This is a genomic window from Epilithonimonas pallida, from assembly GCF_900182975.1.
Taxonomy (GTDB): Bacteria; Bacteroidota; Bacteroidia; order Flavobacteriales; family Weeksellaceae; genus Epilithonimonas; species Epilithonimonas pallida.
Map to the genome: position 1 here is coordinate 63,517 of NZ_FXUO01000008.1, position 26,508 is coordinate 90,024.

A 26,508-nucleotide genomic window follows, 5' to 3' on the forward strand; every position below is an offset into this window, starting at 1 on the left:
CCTCTATTTTGGAGGTCTTTATTTTTTATCAATTTGATTCAGAAAACATGAAAAGCAAAAATTTTTTCGAGAGATTCGCAAACTGGGCCACCAAATTTACCGGTAGTTCTGCAGCTTTCATTTCAGCAACATTGATTGTAATAATCTGGGCGGTCACAGGTCCTGTTTTTAATTATTCGGAGACCTGGCAATTGGTGATCAATACCGGAACAACAATTATTACTTTTCTAATGGTGTTTCTTATTCAGAAAGCTCAGAATAAAGACTCGAAAGCTATCCAGATTAAATTGAATGAGCTTATTGCATCCAATGAAAAAGCAAGCAATAGAATCGTAGATATCGAAGATCTTACTGAAAAAGAACTGGATCAGTTGCATTGCTACTATGAAATGCTGTCTGACTATGCTGAGAAGGATGAAGATATCCATCAATCACATTCTATTGATGCAGCGAAGAAAAACCAGGATCATAAATACGAAGCTTTTCAGAAGCGCCACGAAGAATGGCTCTCTAAACAAAATCAAAAAAAGGAATCTCAATGATTCCTTTTTTATTTATTTCCTTAGGAAATAATCAAAGTAAGAACAGCTTCCGGTTAAACTTTTTACAGCTTCAGTATCACTGAAGTTTTGTTTCAGCTGTGTGAAATAAGTTCTGTACTTCTCATTTTTCGTTTTGGTAAAATCAATCTCTCGTTGATTGGATTTTTGTTCCCAGTTTTTATCATCGTAAGACACATTTGGCTGTCTGGCCTCCCATTGGTAATATTTACCCTGTTCTGCACTGGCCATCTGGAAAAGTATTCTAGCCTTTTGTTCTTTGTCTCCGGAATTTTGCAAAGCTTTAGTATAAAATTGAATGGATAGATCAAAATTGTCCGGTTTTATAAAGACATTGGAAATATAATTTTTATAATAATACCTGAAAGGACTTTCATCATTTCCAAAATAATATTTCCCACCGTTGGAATTATCCGTATCCATCACAAAAACTTCTCGGTAATAACCTAAAACAGAAGTATTATAAAGCAAATTCCCGATCAGCTGATTCGCTTTTGAAGATAACTCGCCTTTGCTTTTACCGGTTTGTTGAAGTCGCATAACAGCGTCTGCAAGTTCCAGCTTATTCATCTTTTGTTTGATGAATGGAAAATCATTTATAAAATCTTCAGCTTTCATGCTAACATTATCAGGGCTTTGGTAACTTTCCCACACATTATGCCCGAAAATTAATCCGGAAATATTACTGAATCCATTATATAGATCGGAAGTGTTTTGATATTTTACATAATTTCCGGTATTGTAATCATAATAACCTTCCGGCAAAGGAATACCTGAAAACCGAACGGCTTTCTCATAATGTTTTTTTGCATTGGCGAAGTCGGCATTTCTCATCGCAAAATCACCATAGATCAGATTGAAGAACGCTTCGGTATCGCCAACATTATTAATGTTTTTAGCAATGATCTGGCTTTCAAAAGTAGATTTGTCTTTTTTATTAAAAAATGCCTGGAGTTTTTTAGCAAGGTTGAAATTCGGATTGAACCGTAGATCTGACAATTGATTATTCATCAGAAAGGATTTTGCATCATCACCTTGTAGAAAATACCGGTTGGCAAGAATATCTTTCAGAAACTCCTGTGTTGAAGGCGCTGTGTATTCCTCATATCCGAAATTTTCAGCAGTGCTGTCGGTTTCTATTTTCTTTGGTTTTTCTTCAAAGAACTCACGGTAATCCTTGTAAAGATGTTCCTCAAAATCAGATGTGATTTTTGGTTGAGAGACAATATCATTCAGCATTTTCATTCTCCGGATCTGGGATTGATAATTTTTGTCATTAGTGTTGATGCTGTTCAGAATCTCTGAACTGTCTTCATAATCTTTTTGAAGAAATTTTAGATAGGCATCAGCAATTTTCCAGAATTCGTCTTTGCTTTCATCTTTTATTTTGTCAGTGAATTCCTCGAGGTCGGAAATATAATTGACCGGTTTATCATTGTCATTATAATAATAGCTGTATTCCGGTTTGTTGAAAAATGGAATTCTGTCAGGATTTTCTAAGTATTGCTTATCAGAAAGATCATTGCTGCGATCAGTTTTTTCGGAAGATTTTGAACTAAAAATACTTTTGAACCATCGCACGATTCTTTGCCAAATGGATAATTCTTGTTTTTCAGAATTTTCCTTAGCATTAACCTTAGGCTGTTCTGTTGTTTTATCGGTTGTATCTTGTGTTTCAGGATTCTGATAATAATAGACAGGAAGATAATTTCTTTCCAGTTCATTAATTGCTCTTGCGCCCAGAACTTTGAGCATTTCAGATTCCGGATCTATGTCATAGATCTTTTTCATCATTGGGAGCGGATCATTAAAATCCTGGTAGCCCAAAAGGAAATAAGCCATCGTTTTTTCCCGATCATTGCCGGCGCGTTTCAGAATGTTATTGAAAGAAGCGCTATCCGAAAGTTTCATCGATACAAAAGCATCTCTTTTCAAAGATTTTGAATTCATAAAAACCTGAAAAAAATGCCAGTTGGCCTCTTCATTTTTGCCCAGGCCGCGTTCAGCACCCGCGAACTGATCCAGCGCAAGATAATAAGGTGCGGATTTGATTTTTAGCGGTTCAACATATTTTTTAAAAGCATTAGCAGATTCCTCAAAATGTCTGGTGTAATGATTAAATCGCACCAGCTGATAACCGTAACGCAATTTGATTTCAGGATTTCTTGCCGAATTATAAAGTGAGTTGAGAGCGGCAATTGTTTTATTGTAATCAAGATTTGTAGCATTTTTATTATCCGTTTCGGAGCGGTAATAGAAAGAATCCGGACTTTCCACATAACTGATTCGCATATACGGCTCCAGATATTTGGCCTCAATCAGGTAATCAATGCCTTCTTTATATTTGGCGTAAAATGAATTTCCAAGCTTTGCTAATATTGGTTCGGAAGCAGCTTTCCCGGCCTTGATTGCGTTTAGTGCCTGTAAAGGAATATGATTTACCAAATATTCCGTTTCACGGTAATTCAACTGATTCCCGAAATATTTTTGCCAGTTTTCTATATTTTCATTAGGAATTACAGCTTTTTCATCTTCGTAGAATCTTGAAGAATATGTCAGCAAAAATGGTGTGAAAGATTTATCACGGATAATATTTTGTGTAAAAAGATTGAAATAATCATAATCCGGATCGTACCAGGCACAAGCTTTGGACTGATTGAAAAATGCAGAAGCAAGAACAAAGCTTAAAAGGAATTTTTTCATAGTTTGAGTTTTTTATTAACGGTTGAAGTTTCTGTTTCTGATAAACCTTTCGTCCAATTGATAATATATGATGTTAAATTTAGGAATTTTCCGGTCAAGAAAATTCACCGCTTCATCTAAGGTTTGTTCCGGGATCTGTTCCACTTTTATCCTGAAACCTTTATTGAGATAATAACCAAAAAAGAAACCATCTTTTCTTACAACGGCTTCATTTTCCGAAATTTTTTCTAAATCCTCATTATTAAGATCTTTTTCCGACAGAGCATTAATCAGTTTATGTTTTCCGAAATGGTTGGTGACGATTCCCCAGGAGTATATAGGCAAGGCAACATCTATTTTTTTAATAGGATAATTCTGGACTTCGGAAAGGTAATTTTTCAGAATCTGAATGTCCAGGATCGAGTTTTTATCCGAGTTTTCCAAAGGAGAGGAAGTGGAATAACACATCAGATAAACTTTTTTAACAGGCGGAATTCCCATTGTAACTTTATCTTTTACCTGGTGTAGCCTCAATGTGGAAGTGATTTCTTTATGAGAAAGCGCTTTAAGTTTTTTTAAAAATTTAAAATAGTCATTTTTTGTGCCCGCAGTCCAGTCGCAGTCAATTTGTATTTCCGAAGCGTCTGCAAATCCAAATTCTTTGATTCTTTTATCAATAAGACTATAAATACTTTTGGCAAGAAAATCAATTTCAGAATCTTTGATATAAAGAAATATTCTGTTTGTGATAAAAATTACCGGAACAATGTGTTTTGAGCTTCGAAAATTTTCTGATTTCGAGATTACGCTGACCGGTTGGAATTTACCATCCACTTTATCAGCATCAAAAAATCTGACATATAAATTGGTTAGTGTTGATTGTTTCAGTACATCTTTTTCCGATTCTTTTAAGGATAATTTTGTTTTCCAGTAATAAAAACCATAGGCATGATTTTCTTGTTTATTACAACTGAAAAATAATATGAGAATCAAAATTGAAAATATTTTTTTCATAATCAAATTTAAAAATTCGACGTATAAAAATTGTGATAATTTCCTGATTTGAGCTAAAACATTAAAAATCAAAATATTTTATGATAAATATTTGTCAGTTTGAAAATTATCCATAAATTTGCACACTCATTTTAGGGAAGGAGTATGCCTATTTCAGACATAGAATATGACGAAAACCGCTAAAATGCTGAAACAAAATATAATAGATATATATAAATAATGTCAGGTATTATTGGTAAAAAAATCGGTATGACATCTTTGTTTAACGAGGACGGGAAGAACATTCCTTGTACAGTTATTCAAGCTGGTCCATGCTCGGTTTTACAGGTCAGAACCGAAGAGGTTGACGGGTATGTTGCCGTACAACTAGGTTTCGATGACAAGAGTGAGAAGAACGTTGGTAAAGCGTTAGCTGGTCATTTCAAAAAGGCTGGTTCAACTCCTAAAGCTAAAATCGTAGAATTCAGAAACGAATTCGAACATGCGGTTAAGACAGGAGATTTAGTAGAAGTTAACATGTTTGCGGAAGGTGAATACGTTGATGTAACAGGGACTTCTAAAGGTAAAGGTTTCCAAGGTGTTGTTAAAAGACACGGATTTGGAGGTGTAATGCAAGCTACTCACGGTCAGCACAACAGACTTAGAGCTCCAGGTTCTATCGGTGCTGGTTCGGATCCTTCAAGAGTATTCAAAGGAATGAGAATGGCTGGTAGAATGGGAGGTAAACAGGTAACTGTTCAGAACCTTCAGGTGTTAAAAGTAGATGGAGAACAAAATCTTTTAGTAGTAAAAGGTGCTGTTCCGGGAGCTAAAAATTCTTATGTAATTATCAAGAAATGGAACTAGTAGTATTAAGTACATCAGGAAAAGAAACCGGAAGAAAAGTAACTCTTGACGAATCAGTATTCGGGATTGAGCCAAATCAGCACGCGGTTTACTTAGAGGTTAAGCAATATCTTGCTGCACAAAGACAAGGTACTCATAAATCAAAAGAAAGAAGCGAAATTACGGCTTCTACAAGAAAGCTTAAGAAGCAAAAAGGTTCAGGATCTGCGAGATATGGTGATATCAAGTCGCCAACTTTCAAAGGTGGAGGTAGAGTTTTTGGTCCAAAACCAAGAGACTACAGATTCAAATTGAACAAGGCTCTTAAGAGATTAGCTAAAAAATCTGTTTTGTCTCAAAAATTGAGAGATAACAGTATCAAAGTTTTGGAGAACTTGAGTTTTGACGCTCCTAAGACTAAAGAATTCATCAACTTGTTGGGTGCTTTGGATCTTAACGGTAAAAAGTCTTTATTCATCATTCCTGAAGCTAACAAGAATGTATATTTATCTTCAAGAAACTTGCCTAAGACAAGAGTGTTAAATTATAACGAGATTTCTTCTTATGATTTGATCAATGCAGGTGAGATTGTTTTCTTAGAAGGTGCAGTAGAAAAATTTCAGGAAAATTTAAAGAAATAAATCATCATGTCACTTATTATTAAACCAATTATTTCAGAAAAAGCAAACTATCTTACAGATCTAAGAGGTGCTTATTCTTTCTTGGTTGCTCCTAAAGCAAACAAGATCCAGATTAAAGGTGCTATTGAAGCAGCTTACGGTGTAAAAGTAGCGGACGTTAGAACGATGATTTATGCACCAAAAGTTTCTTCAAAATACACGAAAAAAGGACTTCAAGTTGGGAAAACTAACAAATTGAAGAAAGCAGTTGTAACATTGGCTGCTGGAGAAGTTATTGATATTTTCGCAACAAATTAATTAATTATAAATAATAGTAATGTCTGTTAGAAAATTAAAACCTATCACCCCGGGACAGAGATTCAGAGTTGTTAATAACTTTGAGGAAATTACTACTAACAAGCCAGAGAAATCTCTGACAGTTGGTATTAAAAAGTCAGGTGGACGTAACCAAACTGGTAAAATGACCATGCGTTACACCGGCGGTGGACACAAAAAGAAATACAGAATTATCGACTTCAAAAGAAATAAATTTGACGTTGAAGCTACGGTAAAAACTGTAGAATATGATCCAAACAGAACTGCTTTCATCGCATTAGTTGAATATGCAGACGGAGAAAAGAGATACATCATCGCTCCAAACGGGATCAAAGTAGATCAGAAAATTGTTTCTGGAGAAAGCGTAGAACCAAATGTTGGTAACGCAATGAAATTGAAAAACATTCCATTGGGTACTATCATCTCTTGTGTTGAAATGAAGCCTGGACAAGGCGCTATTTTGGCAAGAAGTGCTGGTTCTTCAGCTCAATTAACTTCAAGAGACGGAAAATATGCAATCATCAAGTTGCCTTCTGGAGAATCTAGAATGATCCTTACAGAATGTATGGCAATGGTTGGTTCGGTTTCTAACGGAGATCATCAGTTAACAGTATCAGGTAAGGCTGGTAGAAGCAGATGGTTAGGTAGAAGACCAAGAACAAGACCAGTAGTAATGAACCCGGTTGATCACCCAATGGGAGGTGGTGAAGGACGTTCTTCTGGAGGTCACCCAAGATCTAGAAACGGTAAGCCTGCTAAAGGTTACAAAACCAGAAAGAAAAACAAAGTGTCTAACCGTTACATCGTATCTAAAAGAAAATAATTATGGCAAGATCACTTAAAAAAGGACCATTCATTCATCATACTTTAGATAAGAAGGTTCAGGCAAATGTAGAGTCTGGTAAAAAGACTGTAATCAAAACTTGGTCTAGAGCATCTATGATTTCTCCAGACTTTGTAGGACAAACTATCGCTGTTCACAACGGGAAATCTTTTATCCCTGTTTATGTAACAGAAAACATGGTGGGTCACAAGTTAGGCGAATTTTCTCCGACAAGATCTTTCAGAGGTCACGGTGGTAACAAAAATAAAGGAGGTAGATAATCATGGGATCAAGAAAAAGAGAAAGTGCATTAGCACGTAAAATAGCAAACCAAGATGTGGCAAAAGCGTTGCATAACGACTGTCCGTCTTCTCCAAGAAAAATGAGATTAGTTGCTGATATCATTAGAGGGGTAGAAGTTGATAAAGCTTTGTATATCCTTAAATATTCTAAGAAAGATGCTTCTAACAAATTAGAAAAAGTATTGCTTTCTGCTATCGCAAACTGGCAAGCTAAAAACGAAGGTGCTGACATCGAGGAGGCTAACCTTATCGTTAAAGAAATCTATGTAGACAGTGCAAGACAATTGAAGAGACTAAGACCTGCGCCACAAGGTAGAGGTTACAGAATCAGAAAAAGATCTAACCACATTACACTAATTTTAGGTACTAAAAATTAATTCAAGGTATGGGACAGAAGACAAATCCAATTGGTAACAGATTAGGTATCATCAGAGGATGGGATTCTAACTGGTTTGGTGGTAAAAACTACGGCGACAGAATCGCTGAAGATTACAAAATCAGAAGATACCTTGAAGCAAGATTATCTAAAGGTGGAATTTCAAAAATCTATATTGAAAGAACACTGAAATTAGTAACAGTAACAATCACGACTGCAAGACCAGGATTAATCATTGGTAAAGGTGGTCAGGAGGTTGACAAATTGAAAGAAGAGTTGAAAAAATTGACTGGAAAGGATATCCAGATCAACATCTTCGAAATCAAAAGACCTGAGCTAGATGCAGTATTGGTTGCAGACAGCATTGCCAAGCAAATCGAAAACAGGATCTCTTACAGAAGAGCTGTTAAGATGGCTATGGCAAGCACAATGAGAATGGGTGCAGAAGGTATCAAAGTAATGATCTCCGGAAGATTGAATGGTGCAGAGATGGCAAGATCAGAATCTTTCAAAGAAGGTAGAATCCCTTTATCAACTTTCAGAGCAGATATCGATTACCACATCGGTGAAGCATTGACTCAGTATGGTAAATTAGGTGTTAAAGTTTGGATCATGAAAGGTGAAGTTTACGGTAAAAGAGAACTTACGCCGCTAGTAGGACAACAGAAAAAAGCACCAGCTGGAGGTAGAGAGAGAAACGACAGAGGAGAAAGAGGAGACAGAAAACCAAGAAGAAATAATTAATAAAATTTTAGAGGATAGTTTTTAAATGACCGTTACTTTTTTAAAATCTAAATTCTAAAATCTAAAATTTAAGAAATTATGTTACAACCAAAAAGAACCAAATTCCGTAGAGTTCATAAGATGAAAATGAAGGGGAGTGCCCAGAGAGGTAATCAACTTGCTTACGGAACTTTCGGGATCAAAGCTATAGAAGGTGCTTGGATCACTGCAAGACAGATTGAAGCTGCGCGTATCGCTGCAACAAGATATATGAAAAGAGAAGGTCAACTATGGATCAAAATATTCCCGGATAAGCCTATTACCAAAAAACCAGCGGAAGTACGTATGGGTAAAGGTAAAGGTGCTGTAGAATATTGGGTAGCTGTAGTTAAACCGGGTAAAATTATGTTCGAAGTTGGTGGAGTTCCTTACGAAGTAGCGAAAGAAGCTCTTAGACTTGCTGCGCAGAAACTGCCGGTAGTTACCAAGTTCGTAGTTGCTAACGATTTTGTTAAACCTCAATAATCTCTATTACAATGAAAAAAGCTGACATCAAAAATTTAAGCGTAGAGGATATCAAAGTTCAATTGGCTGACGCTAAAGCTAACTATTCTAAACTGAAATTAGCACACAGAATTAGCCCAGTTGAAAATCCAATTCAGATCAGAGATTTGAGAAAAACAATCGCAAGACTTAATACAGAATTAACTAACAAACAATAATTCCTTTTTATAATGGATAGAAATTTAAGAAAAGAACGTATTGGAGTAGTTTCCAGCAATAAAATGGAAAAAACTATTGTTGTTAGTGAAACTACAAGAGTAAAACATCCAATGTACGGGAAATTCGTTTTGAAAACGAAAAAATATACCGCACACGATGAGAATAACGAGTGCAACGAAGGAGATACGGTTTTGATTACAGAAACTAGACCTTTGAGCAAGAGCAAAAGATGGAGATTAGTAAGAATCATTGAAAAAGCTAAGTAATAATGTTACAAACAGAATCAAGATTAAAAGTTGCTGATAACACAGGTGCAAAAGAAGTACTAGTTATCAGAGTTCTAGGAGGAACTAGAAGAAGATATGCTTCAGTTGGTGATAAAATCGTTGTTACTATCAAAGATTCTACACCATCAGGAAACGCAAAAAAAGGTCAGGTATCTAAAGCGGTAGTTGTAAGAACTAAAAAAGCAGTTAGAAGAAAAGATGGTTCATACATCAAATTCGAAGACAACGCTTGCGTATTGCTAAACGCTGCTGGAGAAATGAGAGGAACTCGTGTTTTTGGACCGGTTGCCCGTGAGTTGAGAGACAAAGAATATATGAAGGTTATTTCATTAGCTCCTGAAGTACTTTAATTTTAAAATTTTAAGAAAATGTCAAAAGTTAAAATAAAAAGAGGAGACAACGTTATCGTTACGACCGGAAAAAATAAAGGTAGTAAAGGTGAAGTTCTTGAAGTAATCAAGAAAGAAGGTAAAGATCCTAGAGTTATTGTTGCAGGAATTAATATCGTTAAAAAACATACTAAGCCGTCTGCACAAAATCCTCAAGGTGGAATCGTTGAAAAGGAAGCTTCACTACATATTTCAAACGTATCATTAACTGATAAAAGCGGAAAAGCTACTAAAGTTGGATACAAAGTAGAAGGGGATAAAAAAGTAAGAGTTGCTAAAACAACAGGTGAAACTTTATAATTTAGAATTACAATGGAATATATAGTAAGACCAAAACAACAATATAAAGAGAAAATTGTTCCTGCAATGATGGAAGAATTTGGGTACAAGTCAGTAATGCAAGTGCCTAAGTTGGAGAAAATCGTTGTGTCACAAGGTTTGGGAGCTGCTACAGCTGACAAGAAAATTGTGGACTATGCAGTAGAAGAATTGACTGCAATCACAGGACAAAAAGCAGTTGGAACTCTTTCTAAAAAAGATGAAGCAGCCTTCAAATTAAGAAAAGGAATGCCTGTAGGAGCAAGAGTAACGCTTAGAGCTGATAAGATGTATGAGTTCCTAGATAGATTAACTTCTTCTGCACTTCCAAGAATTAGAGATTTTTCTGGAATCAAAGCTGACGGTTTTGACGGTAGAGGTAATTATAACTTAGGTATTACTGAGCAGATTATCTTCCCGGAGATCGTAATTGACAAAGTGAAAAAAATCCAGGGGATGGACATCACTTTCGTAACAACTGCGAAAACTGATAAAGAAGCAAAATCATTATTAACTCACTTCGGTTTACCTTTCAAAAAGAACTAAGAAATGGCTAAAGAATCAATGAAAGCGCGTGAGCGCAAAAGAGAAGCTACTGTAGCTAAATATGCTGAAAAAAGAAAAGCTTTGAAAGAAGCTGGAGATTATGAAGCATTACAAAAATTGCCTAAAAATGCTTCTCCTGTAAGATTACACAACAGATGTAAATTGACAGGAAGACCAAGAGGATATATGAGAACATTCGGTATTTCCAGAGTAACGTTCCGTGAAATGGCTAACAATGGTCTTATCCCGGGAGTTAAAAAAGCTAGTTGGTAAGCAATTAAAAACAATCGAGGCAATTAAGTTGTTGAGATACTAAAGCATAAAAAATATCAGACTGAAGTTTTCTGAGGTCTGATTTTTTTAATCTTCAAGTCTTTTCAATACTGGTTGTCATTAACCAATAATTTAAAACAAAGAAATGGTAACAGATCCAATTTCAGATTTCCTAACAAGAGTAAGGAACGCACAAAGCGCAGGCCACAAAGTGGTGGAAATTCCTGCATCGAAAATCAAAAAAGAGATCACTAAGATTCTTTTCGATCAAGGTTATATCTTGAACTACAAGTTCGAGGATAACGCTGTTCAAGGAGCTATCAAGATCGCTTTGAAGTATGATAAGCAAACTAACAAACCTGCGATCAAGTCTATACAAAGAGCTTCTAGACCAGGTCTACGTCAGTACAAAGGTTCTGAGGAACTTCCAAGAGTACTTAACGGACTAGGTGTGGCTATCATCTCTACTTCTAAAGGAGTAATGACTGATAAAAAAGCTAGACAGGAGAAAGTTGGAGGTGAAGTAATTTGCTACGTATATTAATTTTTTAAAACAAGGAAAATGTCAAGAATTGGTAAAGCAATTATAGAAGTTCCTGCTGGTGTTACGATCACTGAAAACAACGGTGTAGTAACGGTAAAAGGTCCTAAAGGAGAATTATCTCAGGAGCTTACATCAGGAATCAGCTTCACACAGGAAGATGGTAAATTAACATTTAACCGTCCTTCTGATTCAAAAGAACACAAAGCGCTTCACGGTTTGTACAGAGCGCTTATCAACAATATGATTGTTGGGACGTCTACAGGTTTCACAAAGCAATTAGAGCTTGTAGGAGTTGGTTACAGAGCATCTCACAATGGTCAAAAATTAGAATTGGCACTTGGATTTTCTCACGGTATTCTATTGGAACTTCCAAAAGAAGTAACATTGGATACTTTGACTGAAAAAGGGAAAAACCCGATCATTACATTATCTTCTTACGATAAACAACTTCTTGGAATGGTGGCTGCAAAGATCAGATCTTTCAGAAAACCTGAACCTTACAAAGGAAAAGGTGTGAGATTCGTGGGTGAAAACATCAGAAGAAAAGCCGGTAAATCTGCATAAAATTTAAGAAAATGGCATTAACAAAAGTTGAAAAACGAATCAGAATCAAAAGAAGAGTAAGAGGGAAGATCTCAGGATCTGCAGAATTACCAAGATTGTCTGTATTCAAAAGTAATAAAGAGATCTACGCACAATTAGTAGATGATAAAGACGGTAAAACATTAGTATCAGCTTCTTCTAGAGAGAAAGGGGTAGACGCTAAAGGAACTAAAACTGAAGTATCTGCAGCGGTAGGCAAAGCTATTGCAGCTAAAGCTAAAGCAGCTGGTATCGAAAGTGTTGTATTTGATAGAAATGGTTTTGTATACCACGGTAGAGTGAAAGCTCTTGCTGACGGTGCTAGAGAAGCAGGTCTTAAATTCTAATTTTAAAATTCAGAAAATATGTTAGATAGTAATATAGAAAGAGTTAAACCTGGAGGATTAGAATTAAAAGATCGTCTGGTTGCTGTTAATAGAGTAACTAAAGTAACGAAAGGTGGTAGAGCATTCGGATTTTCTGCAATTGTTGTTGTAGGAAACGAAGATGGTGTTATCGGTTACGGACTTGGAAAATCTAAGGAAGTTGCTTCTGCTATTGCGAAAGCTGTAGAAGATGCTAAGAAAAACTTGGTGAAAGTTCCTGTAATCAATCATACAATTCCTCACCAGACTTCTGCTAGATATGGTGGTGCTGATATCTTCTTGAGACCAGCTTCTCACGGTACAGGACTTATCGCCGGTGGTGCGGTAAGAGCGGTACTAGAATCTGCAGGTGTACACGATGTATTGTCAAAATCTAAAGGTTCTTCTAACCCACACAACGTGGTGAAAGCTACTTTCAACGCATTGTTGGATATCAGAAGACCAGAAGAAATTGCAAGAATGAGAGGAGTTTCTTTAAGTAAAGTGTTTAACGGTTAATCAATATAGCAATGGCAACAATCAAAGTAAAATTAGTTAGAAGTGCTATTAATCGTTCTAAAACTCAAAAAAGAACACTTGAAGCACTAGGATTTAAGAGACTTCAACAAGTTGTAGAACACGAAGCAACGCCTTCTATTTTAGGAATGATTGCTTCTGTAAGTCACTTACTGGAAGTTCAAAAATAAGACAAAAGATAATGAGAAAAGGGATCTTTCTCTTTTCTCAATACTTTATCATTTAAAATCTCAATTACAAAATGAATTTAAATAACATACAACCAGCAGTAGGTTCTACTCACAATTCAAAAAGAATTGGTAGAGGTCAGGGAAGCGGAAAAGGTGGTACTTCAACAAAAGGGCATAAAGGTCAAAAAGCAAGAGCTGGTTATTCTCAGAAAATCGGTTTCGAAGGTGGACAGATGCCTTTGCAGAGAAGATTACCAAAATTTGGTTTCAAAAATATTAATAGAAAAGAGTTTAGAGCTATCAATCTTGATACAATCCAAACTTTGATCGATACTAAGAACATTACTGGTGATATCACTAGAGACGTATTAGTAGAAAACGGTCTTGCTTCTAAAAATGAATTGGTAAAAATCCTAGGTAGAGGTGATTTGAAATCAGGTGTTTCAATCTCTGCTGACAAATTTACTAAATCTGCTGAAGAAGCAATCAACAAGGCTGGAGGTAAAGCAATTACTCTTTAATTAATAACCAATGAAAGAATTTATACAAACACTAAAAAACATTTGGAGTCTAAAAGAGCTTAGAGATAAAATTATCTTGACACTTTCATTGGTCCTTGTGTATAGATTCGCATCGTATGTTTCTCTTCCGGCTATTAACATGGCAGAAGTTGGGAACTTATTACAACATTACAAAAACCAAGGCGGGAACCAACAAGGGGCCGGCCTTTTGGGTTTATTGTCATCTTTCACCGGAGGAGCGTTTAGCCGTGCTTCTATAATGGCACTAGGAATTATGCCTTATATCTCCGCGTCCATTATTGTTCAGCTGATGGGAATGGCTATTCCTTATCTTCAGAAATTACAGAAAGATGGAGAAAGTGGAAGGAATACATTAAACCAAATTACCAGATGGTTAACTATTGGGGTTTGTCTTGTACAGGCACCTTCGTACTTAACATCAGTAACACAATTTTTCTTACCGTACGGCCAGTTCCAGTCAGCTTACTATATAGATCCGGCATCTGTGATGTTCTGGTTACCAAGTATTGTGATCCTGGTTGCAGGTTCTGTATTTGCAATGTGGTTAGGAGAAAAGATTACTGACAAAGGTATTGGTAATGGTATCTCGATCTTAATTATGGTGGGTATCCTTGCGGATCTTCCAACAGCTTTTTATCAAGAAGTTATTACACAGAATGGTAAAGGTGGTTTAGGAAGCATTATGATTTTGGTTGAAGTTGTATTTTGGTTATTAGTTGTTTTATTGGCAATTATTCTATCCGTAGCTGTTAGAAAAATTCCAATCCAATATGTGAGTAGAGCTCAGGCAAGAGGTGGTGTAAGCAGAAACCTGATGGAAGGCGCCAGACAATGGATCCCATTGAAAGTAAATGCAGCAGGAGTTATGCCGATCATCTTTGCTCAGGCATTGATGTTTGTACCCGGATTACTAACCAAAGTTGATGAATCTAATACATTTTTGGCAGGATTCAAAAATGTTTTTAGCTGGCAGTACAATGTATTGTTTGCATTATTAATTATAATTTTCTCATTTTTCTATACGGCAATTACTATTCCGGTTAATCAGATGGCTGATGATTTGAAGCGTAATGGTGGATTGATCCCGAAAGTAAGACCTGGAAAAGAAACGGCAGATTATCTGGATGATATTTTATCCAAAATAACCTTGCCGGGTGCAATTTTTTTATCTATCTTTGCAGTCCTTCCGGCAATAGTGCACGGAGCATTTGTTCAGACAGATAGATTTGCCCTGTTTTTTGGGGGTACATCGTTATTAATTATGGTGGGCGTTATCTTAGATACTGTTCAGCAAATTAATACGTATCTGCTGAACCATCATTATGACGGGTTGATGCAATCTAAATTATCAAGATCATCAAACTATTAATAATATAAATGGCAAAACAGAAACATATAGAACAAGACGGAGTGATTACGGAAGCACTTTCCAACGCACAATTCCGTGTAGAGCTAGAAAATGGGCACGTATTGATTGCCCATATTTCTGGTAAAATGAGAATGCATTATATAAAACTCTTACCCGGAGACAAGGTAAGACTCGAACTCTCTCCTTATGACTTGACTAAAGGGAGAATAACTTTTAGATATTAAAAATAACAAAATGAAGGTTAGAGCATCTATCAAAAAAAGAAGTGCAGACTGCAAGATCGTTAGACGAAAAGGCGTTCTGTTCGTAATTAACAAGAAAAACCCTAAATTTAAACAAAGACAAGGTTAAGAACCGATTAAATTATGGCGAGAATTTCAGGTATTGATTTACCAAAGAACAAAAGAGGCGTTATAGGACTTACTTATATCTACGGTATCGGTAAGAGCACAGCTTCAGAAATTTTGAAAAGCGCTGGAATCAGCGAAGACAAGAAAGTCAACGAATGGAATGACGATGAATTGGCAGCAATCAGAACTTACATCACCGAAAACGTAAAAGTTGAAGGAGAGCTTAGATCTGAAGTGCAATTGAACATCAAGCGATTGATGGACATAGGATGCCAACGAGGAATACGTCACAGACTGGGATTACCTTTAAGAGGCCAAAGAACGAAAAACAATTCTAGAACCCGTAAAGGAAAGAGAAAAACTGTTGCTAACAAGAAAAAGGCAAGTAAATAATCGTTAGAATTAATTATGGCAAAACAAACTAAAGTTGTTAAAAAAAGAAAAGTAAAAGTTGAAGCTATTGGTGAAGCGCATATTCAGGCTTCTTTCAATAACATCATCATTTCTTTAACAAATAAAAACGGAGAGGTTATCTCTTGGGCATCTGCCGGTAAAATGGGATTCAGAGGTTCTAAAAAGAACACTCCTTTTGCTGCTCAAATGGCTGCTGAAAACTGTTCAGCTGTAGCTCACGAAGCAGGTCTTAGAAGAGTAAAAGTATTTGTAAAAGGTCCGGGTGCAGGTAGAGAATCTGCGATCAGATCTATTCACAATTCTGGGATTGAAGTAAGCGAAATCGTTGACGTGACACCTATGCCACACAACGGATGCAGACCTCCAAAAAGAAGAAGAGTTTAATCTTTTAATCCTCAAATCTTAATTACAATGGCAAGATATATTGGACCTAAAACTAAAATTGCTAGAAAATTTGGTCAGGCAATTTACGGAGACGATAAAAACTTCGAAAAAAGAAAAAATCAACCACCAGGACAACACGGTCCTAACAAAAGAAGAGGTGCGAAGAAATCAGAATACGCTACTCAGCTGGCTGAAAAGCAAAAGGCTAAGTACACTTATGGTATCCTTGAAAGACAATTTGCTAACCTTTTCGATAAAGCTCACAGAAGCAAAGGTGTAACAGGGGAAGTTCTATTGCAACTTTGCGAATCAAGATTGGATAACGTAGTTTACAGATTAGGTTTTGCTAAAACCAGATCTGCAGCTAGACAACTTGTTTCTCACAGACACATCACTGTGAACGGAGAACTGGTAAACATCCCTTCTTATTTGTTAAAAGCTGGTGACGAAATTGCTGTGAGAGAGAAATCAAAATCTCTTGAAGTAATCTCTAACGCTTTGGCTTCTAAAGCAAATTATGAGTGGTTACAATTCAATGACGAGAAAAAAACTGGTACTTTTGTAAGTGCTCCTGAGAGAATCCAAATTCCTGAGGACATCAAAGAACAGTTAATCGTCGAATTATACTCTAAATAATAATTTTTTCAAATTTTTGCTCAACCAGACTATGGCAATTTTAACATTTATAAAACCCGATAAAGTAATCCTGTTAAACTCTACAGATTTTAAAGGACAATTCGAATTCAGACCTTTGGAACCAGGTTTCGGGCTTACAATCGGTAATGCATTGAGAAGAGTTTTATTATCTTCTCTGGAAGGATATGCTATTTCATCTATCAAAATAGAAGGCGTAGAGCACGAATTTTCAACTATACCGGGAGTGATTGAAGATGTAACGGAAATCATTCTTAATCTTAAACAGCTTCGTCTTAAAGCTAAAACTGAAAATCCAGGAAACGAGCAGGTAACTGCAAAAGTATCCGGAAAGGATGTGGTGACTGCTGGAGATCTTGGAGGTTCTATCGTGAACTTCGAAGTTCTCAACCCAGAATTGGTAATCGCTACTTTGGCTAAAGATGTAACGTTTGAAATTACTTTCAACATTGAAAAAGGAAGAGGATATGTTCCGAGCGATCAGAACAAATCAAACAATGCTCCTGTCGGGACTATTGCTATTGACTCTATCTTCACACCTATCAAGAAAGTTCAGTACAGTATAGAAAATTACCGTGTAGAGCAAAAAACAGACTACGAAAAACTAGTATTGGATATCGAAACTGATGGATCAATCACACCTCAGAATGCTTTAACAGAAGCTTCTAAGATCTTGATCTACCACTTTATGTTGTTCTCTGATGAAAGAATCACTCTTGAAACAGAGGCTGTAAAGGCATCCATCCAATACGACGAGGAAACACTTCATACAAGACAATTACTTAAGTCAAAATTGGCAGATATGGATCTTTCTGTAAGAGCCCTTAACTGTCTGAAAGCGGCTGAAGTAGAAACGCTTGGAGAATTGGTTTCTTTTAGTAAGTCTGATTTGATGAAATTCAGAAATTTTGGTAAAAAATCTTTAACAGAACTTGAAGAATTGGTTCATTCAAAAGGACTAAATTTCGGGTTTGATGTTGCAAAATATAAGTTAGACGCTGATAAATAATCCTCAAAATGAGACACGGAAAAAAGATAAATCACTTAGGTAGAACTGCACCACACAGAAAAGCAATGCTTTCTAATATGGCTTGTTCCCTGATTGAACATAAAAGAATCAACACTACTGTTGCTAAAGCGAAAGCTTTAAGAGTTTACGTGGAACCAATCCTGACGAAGGCTAAAGAAGATACAACTCACAATAGAAGAATCGTTTTCTCTTACCTACAAAGTAAAGAAGCGGTTACTGAATTGTTCAGAACTGTAGCTCCTAAAATCGCTGAAAGAAACGGTGGTTACACAAGAATCATCAAAACTGGTTTCAGACCTGGTGATGCTGCTGATACTGCGCTTATCGAGTTGGTAGATTTCAACGATATCTACAATCCAAACGAAGCTGAGAAGAAAACAACCAGAAGAAGTAGAAGATCTACTGCTGCTCCTAAAAAAGAAGCTGCTCCTGTTGTTGAAGCTACTGAAGCTAAAGTGGAAGAAACTCCGGCTGCAGAAACTGCTACAGAAGAAAAAACTGAAGAATAAGAATTCTAAGTTTTTAAATATAAAACCACCTCAATCGAGGTGGTTTTTTTGTTTGTATGGTAATGTTCCAAACAAGTTGGTAAATAAAAATAGTATTGAATTTCAATACTATTTTTTATAAATAATATAGAAAAATAAAGTTTGAAATAGTATTGCAGATAACCAGAATAGTAGAAATTAGAAAAAAGGCTATCTAAAATGCTGAGAATCATAAAAGGTGTTCCAGATATGTTGGTGAATTATAATTGATCACGACTTACAAATCAGCGACATCGGTTTTTTTTGTTGAGACAATTTCAATAGCTTACTTTTGTAGATATATAACCTTAAAAATAATATCAATGAAAATAAAGCGTATAGATTTTCTAAAAATCTTAACTGTTTTCATCATATTGTTTGGACTATCACCAACAATTGTTGCACAAAATCTTAAGAACATTGTCAAATCTCCCGATGGAACCATTACGTTAGAGGTTGGGACCAATCAAGGCAAAGTGTTTTACAAAGTTTCTAAAGACGCAAAATCTATCCTTAATGAATCTTATCTCGGATTTGAACTGAAAGGGAATTCCTTTAAGGATAACTTTTCAATCAAAAATATTTCACACTCTAAGTTTGATGAAACCTGGCAGCAACCTTGGGGCGAAGAAATCAATGTGAGAAATCATTATAATGAAATGAAAGTTTCGGTCAAAGAAAACTCAAAATTGACAAGAGAGCTTGTAATTAATTTCAGAGTTTTTGATGATGGGTTTGGTTTCAGGTACGAATTTCCTGAGCAAAAGAATCTGAAAGAATTTATCATTATGGATGAACTGACGGAATTCAATTTTGCTGATGACCATAAAACCTGGTCGATTCCTTATAATACAGCATTCTATGAAGGTTTGTACAAATCGAATCCGATCTCGAAACTCGATACAGTTGCAACACCTTTGACAATGGAAACTAAGAATGGATTATTCCTCACTGTTCATCAGGCTAATCTAACAGATTATGCATCAATGAATCTTGCCGGAGATAAGAAATCAACAAAACTAAAGGCTTATCTTACACCTTGGGCAACCGGCGAAAAAGTCTTTGCAAAAGCACCTTCAACAACACCTTGGCGAACAGTGATCATTGCGAAATCTGCCGGAGATCTAATGCTTTCAAGATTGATGCTGAATCTTAATGAACCGAACAAATTGGGTGATGTTTCTTGGATTAAGCCGGGAAGATACATAGGGATTTGGTGGGCAATCCATATGGAAAAATACACATGGAAAGCTGGACCAAATCACGGTGCGAAAACCGAAAATGTACTGCGATATATTGACTTTGCTGCTAAACATAATTTCTCAGGAGTTCTTGTAGAAGGCTGGAACAAAGGTTGGGAAGACTGGAAAGATTTCCAATTCTCTGAACCTTACCCGGATTTTGATATCAAAAAAATCACGGATTATGCTAAGTCCAAAAATGTTACTTTGATAGGTCATCACGAAACGGCTGGTAACACCATTAATTATGAAAATCAAATGAGTGATGCATTTGCTTATTACAAAAAATATGGTGTTGATATTGTGAAAACAGGTTACGTTGGTGGAAAATTAGACGGCAAACAGCTCCACAGCAGTCAGTATGGTGTTCGTCATTACAGGAAAGTAATTGAAGAAGCAGCTAAACACAAAATCATGATTGATAATCACGAACCTGTAATGCCAACCGGTTTACAAAGAACGTTACCGAATCTTATGACACAGGAAGGCGTTCGCGGACAGGAATGGGATGCTTGGTCAAAAGATGGTGGAAATCCGCCGGAACATACGACAATTATTCCATTTACAAGGGGTTTAGCCGGGCCGACTGATTTCACGCCGGGAACTTTCAATTTCACCAATCCGGTTTTGCCGAATACGAAAGTTCATACAACTCTGGCAAAACAATTAGCCTTATCAGTTGTTATTTACAGCCCTTTGCAGATGGCGTCTGATATGATTGAAAATTATGAAAACAATCCTGCTTTTGAGTTCATTACAAATTGTCCGACAGACTGGAGCAAAACTGTTGTTCCGGATGCAAAAATCGGGGAGTTTGTAACCATTGCAAGAAAAGATAAAGCGTCTGAAAACTGGTTTTTAGGCAGCATTACCAACAAAGATGCAAGAACTGTAAAACTGGATTTGAGGTTTCTGGATGCTGGGAAGAAATATAAGGCGAAGATTTTCAGAGATGGCAAAGATGCGGATTATGAAAAGAATCCTTATCCGATAATTATCGAAGAAAAAGAAGTGAACAGCAAAACTATTCTCTCCGTTGATCTGGCTAGAAGTGGCGGTGTAGCAATCATTTTTACTAAGTTTTAATTTGCAATATAAAAAACTCTTGTGTGTTCTTCTAAAAACACACGAGAGTTTTAGTGAAAAGACACGTGTGTTTTTAGGCATTGTCTCAAATGGCCTATTCATCGGGCTTGCAGAAGGCCGTTTTTTTGGTTTAAATACTAATGAAAAATCAACAAAAGGGAGTAGGATTTCCTTACTCTCTTTATTTTTAACATCAATAAAACCATTAATTTTGCGTTTAAGAATTTATTAAAAACATTTATGAATCTCATTCGAAAGTTCGCATCGATATATTTTTTGCTGGTAAGTTGCATCGCTTTTTCTCAAATAGAAAATCCGGTCTATACTTTACCAAAAATCAAATCCAACATCACGCTTCCTGTTTCGCTCCCGATTTCGGAGATCAACAGCCTTGTTAATCAATCCATAAAAGGTGTTTTGTATGAGGATCAATCTTACACGGATAACAATAATGATCAATTCAAAATAAAAGTTGAAAAACAGAATAACATCAATATAAAAGCTCTAACCAACAATCGTCTGATGATCTCGGTCCCTTTGAAAATATGGGCAGAGAAAGGTTATGGGACTTTGGGCTATTATATGTACAAAGACACGAATTTTAATCTGATAATGAATTTCATAACCAGTCTTACAGCAACACAAGATTGGAAACTCGATACAAAAACAACAACCGCAGGATTTGTCTGGACTCAGAAACCGGTTTTGGATTATGGTAAAGTGAAAATCCCGATTGCATCTTTTATAGAATCAACTTTGAAAGAGCAGCAAGGAAAATTCACAACAATTATTGATCAGCAGATTAAAACGAAATTCAATCTTCAGCCTTATTTGGTAATGGCTTGGAACCAGTTCTCAAAGCCGATCAATGTTTCGGAAGAATACAATACATGGTTGAAGATTACACCGCAAAATACTTACATGGCGCCGCTTCAGGTTTTCCAGGACAAAATCAAAACAACCATTGGGATTGACTTATATTCGGAAACCTTTGTTGGGCAGATTCCTTTAGCAACAAGAGACGTCAATACAGTTCCAAATTTTACTTTAAACCCAAATCTTCAAAACGTTTTTAACTTGCAAACCACTGCAAACATCAGTTTTGATGAAGCAACGAGACTTGCAAGACAGCAATTTCAGGATAAAGAATTCCCGATGAGCAGTGAAGAAAAAAAGGTGAAAATTACCGAAATATCGGTATATAAGGAAAAAGACAATGTTGTCATAGAAGCGCATACAAGCGGTGAAGTCAATGGGACAGCTTTCATCAAAGGCCAACCCTATTACAGCGCAGAAGAACACAAAATAAAGCTGAATGTCAACGATTTTAATCTCAAAACCAAAAATTTCTTCCAGAAAGCTTTGACTGTTCTCTTCGAAGGTAAGATCAGGAGAATGATTGAAAAAGATTATGGCATCCCATTGCTGGACATCGAAAATGCATCTAAAAAAAGCCTTACAGAAAACTTTAATAAAGAATATGTAAAAGGCATCAGGTTAAAGGGAAATGTTCTTGATCTTAAACCGACACAGTTTTTATTATCAGAGAAATATATAACCGTCGTTATTGATACAAAAGCACAATTGCAAATGAATATTTCCGGATTGAGTTTTTAATAATGTTTCTTTAGTTTCTTTATTTTTGTTGATAATAATGAGCGTAATATTATTTATATTTGCTAACAATTAAATTTAAAAATGAAGAAAACTCTATCTCTGGCAATTGTTTTGGCATATACTTGTGGATTTGCACAAGAATCCAAAGAATTGACCAAGCTTAAAAAAGAAACGCATGCTAGTGTTACGATAAGCAACAGCACTCTTAATCCAAATTTTATTCGTTTTGAAAACTCTGATGCACTTCAACTAAAATCTGCAGGTGCAAAAGCGAAAATAACAGAATTTTTAGCAGAGAATTTCAAAGCTTTTAATCTGAAATCTGTAAATGATCTGGTCTTTGTAGAAGAAAAAACAGATAATTATGGATTAAAGAATGTTACTTACAGGCAACAATATCAGGGAGTTCCGGTTTATGACGGCATTTTGAAATTCCATTTTAATGGAAAAGAACAATTGACCTCTGTTAACGGGAATACAATTTCTAACATCAAAGTAAATTCTACACCAGATATATCGGCGGCTGATGCTGGTAATATTGCTAAGAACTTAGTCACAAAACAAGATCTAAATAAATCTGGTACAGCTCTGGAAGCTGCAAAAACCAATCTTTTGATTTTTCCGAAATACTTGGCTCAGGGAGGCGTTGTTACTTCTTATTTAGCTTATGAAGTGGAAGTTACAAATAAAAAAGATGTAAGAGAATTTCTTTTTATTGATGCTCATACAGGAGAACTGGTAGAGCAATTTACAGGGATTCATCCAATCGACAGAAAGTTGTATGAAACCAATACCAATTCTTCTAACCTGAAGTGGAAAGAAGGTGATGCTTTTCCGGGGACTTTAAGCAGCTGGCAGCAGAATGAAGTAACAACATCGGAACATGTTTATAATTTCTTCAAAAATGCTTTCGGATATGTGTCTTATGACTCGGCAGACCATACAATGATTACGGTTAACAATGACCCGACAATATCTTGCCCGAATGCAAGATGGAATGGAACATATGCAGGATATTGTGACGGAACTGCAACAGATGACGTGATTGCTCATGAATGGGGACATGCTTATACAGAATATACAAGTGGATTGATTTATCAGTATCAGTCTGGCGCTCTTAACGAGTCTTATTCCGATGTTTGGGGGGAAACCATTGATTTACTAAACAATTATATGGATGAAGGAGAAAATCTAAGTGTAAGAACAACGGCTTCATGCTCGGGTTCTCTTCGTTGGAAAATGGGCGAGGATGCAACAGCTTTTGGCGGCGCTATCCGTGATATGTGGAATCCAAACTGTAACAGTCAACCTTCAAAAGTATTGGATCCTAGTTATTATTACTGTGGAACAGCGGATAGTGGAGGGGTTCACACCAATTCTGGGCCGACAAATCATTTATATGCATTGCTTGTAGATGGAGGAACTTACAATGGCTACACTATTACAGGAATTGGTTTCATAAAAGCAGCTCATCTTTGGTGGAAAGCACAGACAACATATCTTACGGCTACTAGTGATTTTGCAAACTTTGCTGATGCACTGGAAGCTTCCGCAAATGACCTGATCGGAATTAATTTACAAGGATTATCAACTACAGCTAATCCAGCAGGATTAAGCGGGAAGTCTTTCACTTCGGCAGATATTCAGAATATTAAAAACGGAATTTTGGCGGTACAACTGAGGTCATCTCCTGCAACTCAATGTAATTATCAACCAATTTTAAAAGCTGTTCCAGATCTTTGTGCAAGTGCGACTTCTAATCCTTTGTTCAAGGAAGATTGGGAAAATGGTCTAGGAAACTGGACAGTTTCTAATGTTCCTACAAAGCCTGCTACTTGGGAGGCGAGAGATTGGACAGTTAAAGGTAATTTACCAAAATCAAGAGCCGGTAAGGCTATATTTGCAATAGATCCAATTAATGGCGATTGCAATACGGATTTGCAAAATGGAATTCTTCGTCTGGAAAGCCCGACAATTACGTTTCCTGCCTTTACTACCGGGAAATACGAAATGGCTTTCAATCATTATATTGCCACAGAAGCTACCTGGGACGGTGGAAATATCAAATACAGCTTAAATGGAGGTGCATGGACATTATTGCCAGTTACGGCTTTCACACAAAATGCTTATAATAGTGCATTAGACGGAACTGCTCAAAGTGATAATCCACTGAAAGGACAGAGAGCTTTTACAGGAACAGATGGCGGATCACTTGGAGGAAGCTGGGGACAAAGTGTGATAGATCTTTCTAAAATCGGTGTGACTTCCGGTTCTAAAATCAAATTTAGATTCGAATTTGGAACGGATGGCTGTAACGGAATAGAAGGTTGGTATCTGGATGAAATTTATGTTTACAACTGTAGTACATTAGCTGTTGAAGATGTTCAGAAGCAGAATGGAATCAACGTGTACCCTAATCCGACTTCAGGATTTGTGACAATTCAGAATAAGAATAATACAAATCTGAAAAATGTAGAAATTTACAACTCAGCCGGACAATTGATTCAGAAATTTAACCTGAATAACAATACCAAGAATGCTTCATTAGATATGAGCCAATTGGTGAATGGAACTTATGTTCTGAAAGTCGTTTCTGATATAGAGAGTAATACTGTAAAAGTAATCAAGAAATAATCGTTTGACTATAAAACCATAAAAAGCTTCTGAATTATCAGAAGCTTTTTTTATTTTAAAATGCAGCAGATTAAAATTTAATAGCTGTTTCAAGTGATAGTTCCATCATAGTTCTCAATGCTTTTTCTCTTTGGTCGGCTGAGATTTGCTCGTGAGTTGGGATAATGTCAGAAACCGTTAAGATTGTTGCTGCATTTTTACCCAAATGTTGTGCATTAGCAAAAAGCGCAAAAGCTTCCATTTCTACGGCAGGACAATTGTGTCTTACGGCTATTTCCGGAACAGCAGGGTCTTTTCTGTAGAAAATATCGCTGGAGTGGATGTTGGTTGCTTTAGCTTCCAAACCTAATTCTTTTGCTGTTTCATTGATTTTATCAAAAACACTTCCTTGGTTAGAAATGGCATCTTCTTCAATTCCCCAGGCAAATTTTGCGTAAGTACTTTCACTCGCTGCCTTTTCTACATTCAGGATATCGAATAATTTTAAATCTGTAGAATAAGCACCACAAGTTCCGATTCTAATGATCGTTTCAACTTCATACTCGGTAAACAATTCGAAAGAGTAAATTCCGATACTTGGAAATCCCATTCCGCTCGCACCAACAGTAATTTCTTTACCTTTATAATTTCCTGTGTAGAAATAGATGTTTCTTGTTTGACTGACCAATTTGGCGTCTGTCAAAAAATTATCAGCAATATATTTTGCTCTAAGTGGATCGCCGGGCATCAAAACCGTCTTTGCGATTTCTCCTTTTTTAGCACTAATGTGAACACTCATTTTTATGAATTTTTTTTAAGACCGTGAATATAAAATTTATTATTCGATTTATGTAAATGATTTTGAAATAAAATTATTTATTAGAATACTTGATTTTTGTGATTACTTTCGGAAGTCTTATCATAGAATAGTAAAAAATTAGGAAGATCAAGAATCGATTAATAAAAATAAAAACACCCTTCATTTGAAGAGTGCTTTTGGTGGAGTTGGAGGGATTCGAACCCTCGTCCAAACAAGCAATACGCAAGCTTTCTACATGCTTATTTTGCTATTGATTTTCGAGCTCAGGCAGAGAGCAAACACCCAACCTAAACCTTAGCTTCTAAAATTTTCGAGTTTTGGTCAAAGCATCCAAAACCTTATTTCCGCATTCCTATATCCCAGGATCCAACGTCGCAGAACAGAACATTGGTGAGATATCTTGCTTCCTTACTGAAATCTTCGGGAAACGCTTGAATCTACTAAACTTCGATTATTAAGCTGCAAGAGCGAACTCTTCGTTGCCAGTTAAAATGTTGTAGCAAGGGATTTAAGAGATCGCGCTACGGTTCTCTGCATGCTTACTTACCCATTGGTCTTGCTGTCGAAACCAGTCAACCCCAATTTTTAAGATAAGACAACAAATTTACGCAAAAAAAACAGTCCAACAAAATCACGTTATTTATCATTTATATTTGGGCGTGACCCTCGCCAAAACGTACCAGCCGCTCGGGTCGGGCTGTCCGTTGCAATCTTTTGGGGATTTTGCAAAATCCCCAAAAGGATTTCCACTACTATCCCTCACGCGCTTCGCAAAAAACAAACTTTGTCAATCATTAGAACCTTTTGAGATAAAAGAAAATCAGCAAAATCCCCCAAAATCAACGAGTGATAAAATAGCTGAGCAA

General features: G+C 36.3%; 35 protein-coding genes and 1 other RNA gene. 32 read left to right on the top strand and 4 right to left on the bottom strand.

The window, feature by feature from the left end; all coding sequences use genetic code 11:
* Nucleotides 1–47: 47 nt before the first annotated feature.
* Nucleotides 48–542, top strand: a complete 495-nt coding sequence (locus tag QOL71_RS14750; RefSeq protein ID WP_283417678.1) for a low affinity iron permease family protein — start codon at nucleotides 48–50, stop codon at nucleotides 540–542.
* Nucleotides 543–554: 12 nt separating this feature from the next.
* On the opposite strand, the gene QOL71_RS14755 is transcribed toward QOL71_RS14750, so the two are convergent.
* Nucleotides 555–3,263 (bottom strand): hypothetical protein, encoded by a 2,709-nt coding sequence (locus tag QOL71_RS14755; RefSeq protein WP_283417679.1) that lies wholly within the window; start codon nucleotides 3,261–3,263, stop codon nucleotides 555–557.
* Between the two features lie 15 nt (nucleotides 3,264–3,278).
* The gene (locus tag QOL71_RS14760) at nucleotides 3,279–4,256 is read right to left on the bottom strand and encodes a hypothetical protein (RefSeq protein ID WP_283417680.1); all 978 of its coding nucleotides are present in this window, start codon (nucleotides 4,254–4,256) and stop codon (nucleotides 3,279–3,281) included.
* Between the two features lie 219 nt (nucleotides 4,257–4,475).
* Between QOL71_RS14760 and rplC the strand changes: the two genes are divergently transcribed.
* The 31 genes from rplC to QOL71_RS14915 all read left to right on the top strand — a co-directional run bounded on the left by rplC (nucleotide 4,476) and on the right by QOL71_RS14915 (nucleotide 24,843).
* Entirely contained in the window at nucleotides 4,476–5,102 is a 627-nt protein-coding gene (gene rplC / locus QOL71_RS14765; RefSeq protein WP_283417681.1) for a 50S ribosomal protein L3, read from the top strand.
* Nucleotides 5,093–5,722 (top strand): 50S ribosomal protein L4, encoded by a 630-nt coding sequence (gene rplD, locus QOL71_RS14770; protein ID WP_283417682.1) that lies wholly within the window; start codon nucleotides 5,093–5,095, stop codon nucleotides 5,720–5,722. Before rplC ends, rplD begins: the two co-directional genes overlap by 10 nt.
* A gap of 6 nt (nucleotides 5,723–5,728) precedes the next feature.
* A complete protein-coding gene (gene rplW / locus QOL71_RS14775; RefSeq protein WP_072997618.1) occupies nucleotides 5,729–6,019 on the top strand; it encodes a 50S ribosomal protein L23 in 291 nt (96 codons plus the stop codon).
* Nucleotides 6,020–6,038: 19 nt separating this feature from the next.
* A complete protein-coding gene (gene rplB, locus QOL71_RS14780) occupies nucleotides 6,039–6,860 on the top strand; it encodes a 50S ribosomal protein L2 (protein WP_120212471.1) in 822 nt (273 codons plus the stop codon).
* A 2-nt stretch (nucleotides 6,861–6,862) separates the two neighbouring features.
* Nucleotides 6,863–7,141: a 30S ribosomal protein S19 gene (gene rpsS / locus QOL71_RS14785; protein ID WP_027383317.1), complete on the top strand. Its 279-nt coding sequence runs from the start codon at nucleotides 6,863–6,865 to the stop codon at nucleotides 7,139–7,141.
* Nucleotides 7,142–7,143: 2 nt separating this feature from the next.
* A complete protein-coding gene (gene rplV / locus QOL71_RS14790) occupies nucleotides 7,144–7,539 on the top strand; it encodes a 50S ribosomal protein L22 (RefSeq protein WP_120212472.1) in 396 nt (131 codons plus the stop codon).
* 8 nt (nucleotides 7,540–7,547) lie between these two features.
* The gene (rpsC, locus tag QOL71_RS14795) at nucleotides 7,548–8,282 is read left to right on the top strand and encodes a 30S ribosomal protein S3 (protein ID WP_120212473.1); all 735 of its coding nucleotides are present in this window, start codon (nucleotides 7,548–7,550) and stop codon (nucleotides 8,280–8,282) included.
* A 78-nt stretch (nucleotides 8,283–8,360) separates the two neighbouring features.
* Complete coding sequence (rplP, locus tag QOL71_RS14800) at nucleotides 8,361–8,786, top strand: 50S ribosomal protein L16 (protein WP_283417683.1); 426 nt, start codon at nucleotides 8,361–8,363, stop codon at nucleotides 8,784–8,786.
* An 11-nt stretch (nucleotides 8,787–8,797) separates the two neighbouring features.
* Nucleotides 8,798–8,983 carry a 50S ribosomal protein L29 gene (gene rpmC / locus QOL71_RS14805; protein ID WP_027383313.1) on the top strand — a complete coding sequence of 62 codons (186 nt, stop codon included), beginning with the start codon at nucleotides 8,798–8,800 and terminating at the stop codon, nucleotides 8,981–8,983.
* A 9-nt stretch (nucleotides 8,984–8,992) separates the two neighbouring features.
* On the top strand, nucleotides 8,993–9,250 hold the full coding sequence (rpsQ, locus tag QOL71_RS14810) for a 30S ribosomal protein S17 (RefSeq protein ID WP_120212476.1): 258 nt from the start codon (nucleotides 8,993–8,995) through the stop codon (nucleotides 9,248–9,250).
* Between the two features lie 2 nt (nucleotides 9,251–9,252).
* Nucleotides 9,253–9,621, top strand: coding sequence for a 50S ribosomal protein L14 (gene rplN, locus QOL71_RS14815; RefSeq protein WP_027383311.1), 369 nt, complete (start codon nucleotides 9,253–9,255; stop codon nucleotides 9,619–9,621).
* A gap of 18 nt (nucleotides 9,622–9,639) precedes the next feature.
* Nucleotides 9,640–9,960: a 50S ribosomal protein L24 gene (gene rplX / locus QOL71_RS14820; protein WP_120212477.1), complete on the top strand. Its 321-nt coding sequence runs from the start codon at nucleotides 9,640–9,642 to the stop codon at nucleotides 9,958–9,960.
* 12 nt (nucleotides 9,961–9,972) lie between these two features.
* Nucleotides 9,973–10,524 (top strand): 50S ribosomal protein L5, encoded by a 552-nt coding sequence (rplE, locus tag QOL71_RS14825; protein WP_120212478.1) that lies wholly within the window; start codon nucleotides 9,973–9,975, stop codon nucleotides 10,522–10,524.
* 3 nt (nucleotides 10,525–10,527) lie between these two features.
* Nucleotides 10,528–10,797: a 30S ribosomal protein S14 gene (gene rpsN / locus QOL71_RS14830; RefSeq protein WP_027383308.1), complete on the top strand. Its 270-nt coding sequence runs from the start codon at nucleotides 10,528–10,530 to the stop codon at nucleotides 10,795–10,797.
* A 145-nt stretch (nucleotides 10,798–10,942) separates the two neighbouring features.
* The gene (rpsH, locus tag QOL71_RS14835; protein WP_027383307.1) at nucleotides 10,943–11,341 is read left to right on the top strand and encodes a 30S ribosomal protein S8; all 399 of its coding nucleotides are present in this window, start codon (nucleotides 10,943–10,945) and stop codon (nucleotides 11,339–11,341) included.
* Between the two features lie 18 nt (nucleotides 11,342–11,359).
* Nucleotides 11,360–11,905: a 50S ribosomal protein L6 gene (gene rplF, locus QOL71_RS14840; protein WP_283417684.1), complete on the top strand. Its 546-nt coding sequence runs from the start codon at nucleotides 11,360–11,362 to the stop codon at nucleotides 11,903–11,905.
* A gap of 11 nt (nucleotides 11,906–11,916) precedes the next feature.
* Nucleotides 11,917–12,270: a 50S ribosomal protein L18 gene (gene rplR / locus QOL71_RS14845; protein ID WP_120212480.1), complete on the top strand. Its 354-nt coding sequence runs from the start codon at nucleotides 11,917–11,919 to the stop codon at nucleotides 12,268–12,270.
* A gap of 18 nt (nucleotides 12,271–12,288) precedes the next feature.
* Nucleotides 12,289–12,807 (top strand): 30S ribosomal protein S5, encoded by a 519-nt coding sequence (gene rpsE / locus QOL71_RS14850; RefSeq protein ID WP_089768531.1) that lies wholly within the window; start codon nucleotides 12,289–12,291, stop codon nucleotides 12,805–12,807.
* A gap of 11 nt (nucleotides 12,808–12,818) precedes the next feature.
* Nucleotides 12,819–12,995 carry a 50S ribosomal protein L30 gene (gene rpmD, locus QOL71_RS14855; RefSeq protein WP_027383303.1) on the top strand — a complete coding sequence of 59 codons (177 nt, stop codon included), beginning with the start codon at nucleotides 12,819–12,821 and terminating at the stop codon, nucleotides 12,993–12,995.
* A gap of 71 nt (nucleotides 12,996–13,066) precedes the next feature.
* On the top strand, nucleotides 13,067–13,516 hold the full coding sequence (rplO, locus tag QOL71_RS14860) for a 50S ribosomal protein L15 (RefSeq protein WP_283417685.1): 450 nt from the start codon (nucleotides 13,067–13,069) through the stop codon (nucleotides 13,514–13,516).
* 10 nt (nucleotides 13,517–13,526) lie between these two features.
* Nucleotides 13,527–14,906 carry a preprotein translocase subunit SecY gene (gene secY / locus QOL71_RS14865; RefSeq protein WP_283417686.1) on the top strand — a complete coding sequence of 460 codons (1,380 nt, stop codon included), beginning with the start codon at nucleotides 13,527–13,529 and terminating at the stop codon, nucleotides 14,904–14,906.
* Between the two features lie 8 nt (nucleotides 14,907–14,914).
* On the top strand, nucleotides 14,915–15,130 hold the full coding sequence (infA, locus tag QOL71_RS14870; protein WP_027383300.1) for a translation initiation factor IF-1: 216 nt from the start codon (nucleotides 14,915–14,917) through the stop codon (nucleotides 15,128–15,130).
* 10 nt (nucleotides 15,131–15,140) lie between these two features.
* Nucleotides 15,141–15,257, top strand: coding sequence for a 50S ribosomal protein L36 (rpmJ, locus tag QOL71_RS14875; RefSeq protein ID WP_007839480.1), 117 nt, complete (start codon nucleotides 15,141–15,143; stop codon nucleotides 15,255–15,257).
* A 14-nt stretch (nucleotides 15,258–15,271) separates the two neighbouring features.
* Nucleotides 15,272–15,649, top strand: coding sequence for a 30S ribosomal protein S13 (rpsM, locus tag QOL71_RS14880; protein ID WP_283417687.1), 378 nt, complete (start codon nucleotides 15,272–15,274; stop codon nucleotides 15,647–15,649).
* A gap of 15 nt (nucleotides 15,650–15,664) precedes the next feature.
* Nucleotides 15,665–16,054, top strand: a complete 390-nt coding sequence (gene rpsK, locus QOL71_RS14885) for a 30S ribosomal protein S11 (protein ID WP_034694697.1) — start codon at nucleotides 15,665–15,667, stop codon at nucleotides 16,052–16,054.
* Between the two features lie 27 nt (nucleotides 16,055–16,081).
* A complete protein-coding gene (gene rpsD / locus QOL71_RS14890) occupies nucleotides 16,082–16,690 on the top strand; it encodes a 30S ribosomal protein S4 (protein WP_283417688.1) in 609 nt (202 codons plus the stop codon).
* Nucleotides 16,691–16,721: 31 nt separating this feature from the next.
* Nucleotides 16,722–17,717 (top strand): DNA-directed RNA polymerase subunit alpha, encoded by a 996-nt coding sequence (locus QOL71_RS14895; protein WP_089768543.1) that lies wholly within the window; start codon nucleotides 16,722–16,724, stop codon nucleotides 17,715–17,717.
* Nucleotides 17,718–17,725: 8 nt separating this feature from the next.
* Nucleotides 17,726–18,247, top strand: coding sequence for a 50S ribosomal protein L17 (gene rplQ / locus QOL71_RS14900; protein ID WP_120212485.1), 522 nt, complete (start codon nucleotides 17,726–17,728; stop codon nucleotides 18,245–18,247).
* Between the two features lie 341 nt (nucleotides 18,248–18,588).
* Nucleotides 18,589–20,592: a glycoside hydrolase family 97 protein gene (locus QOL71_RS14905; protein WP_283417689.1), complete on the top strand. Its 2,004-nt coding sequence runs from the start codon at nucleotides 18,589–18,591 to the stop codon at nucleotides 20,590–20,592.
* Between the two features lie 240 nt (nucleotides 20,593–20,832).
* Nucleotides 20,833–22,209 (top strand): DUF4403 family protein, encoded by a 1,377-nt coding sequence (locus QOL71_RS14910; RefSeq protein ID WP_283417690.1) that lies wholly within the window; start codon nucleotides 20,833–20,835, stop codon nucleotides 22,207–22,209.
* Between the two features lie 81 nt (nucleotides 22,210–22,290).
* Nucleotides 22,291–24,843, top strand: a complete 2,553-nt coding sequence (locus tag QOL71_RS14915) for a M4 family metallopeptidase (RefSeq protein ID WP_283417691.1) — start codon at nucleotides 22,291–22,293, stop codon at nucleotides 24,841–24,843.
* A 70-nt stretch (nucleotides 24,844–24,913) separates the two neighbouring features.
* Here QOL71_RS14915 and deoD read toward each other — a convergent pair whose 3' ends face one another.
* The gene (gene deoD, locus QOL71_RS14920; protein ID WP_283417692.1) at nucleotides 24,914–25,621 is read right to left on the bottom strand and encodes a purine-nucleoside phosphorylase; all 708 of its coding nucleotides are present in this window, start codon (nucleotides 25,619–25,621) and stop codon (nucleotides 24,914–24,916) included.
* A gap of 198 nt (nucleotides 25,622–25,819) precedes the next feature.
* Nucleotides 25,820–26,222: a transfer-messenger RNA gene (gene ssrA, locus QOL71_RS14925) on the bottom strand.
* Between the last annotated feature and the right edge of the window lie 286 nt (nucleotides 26,223–26,508).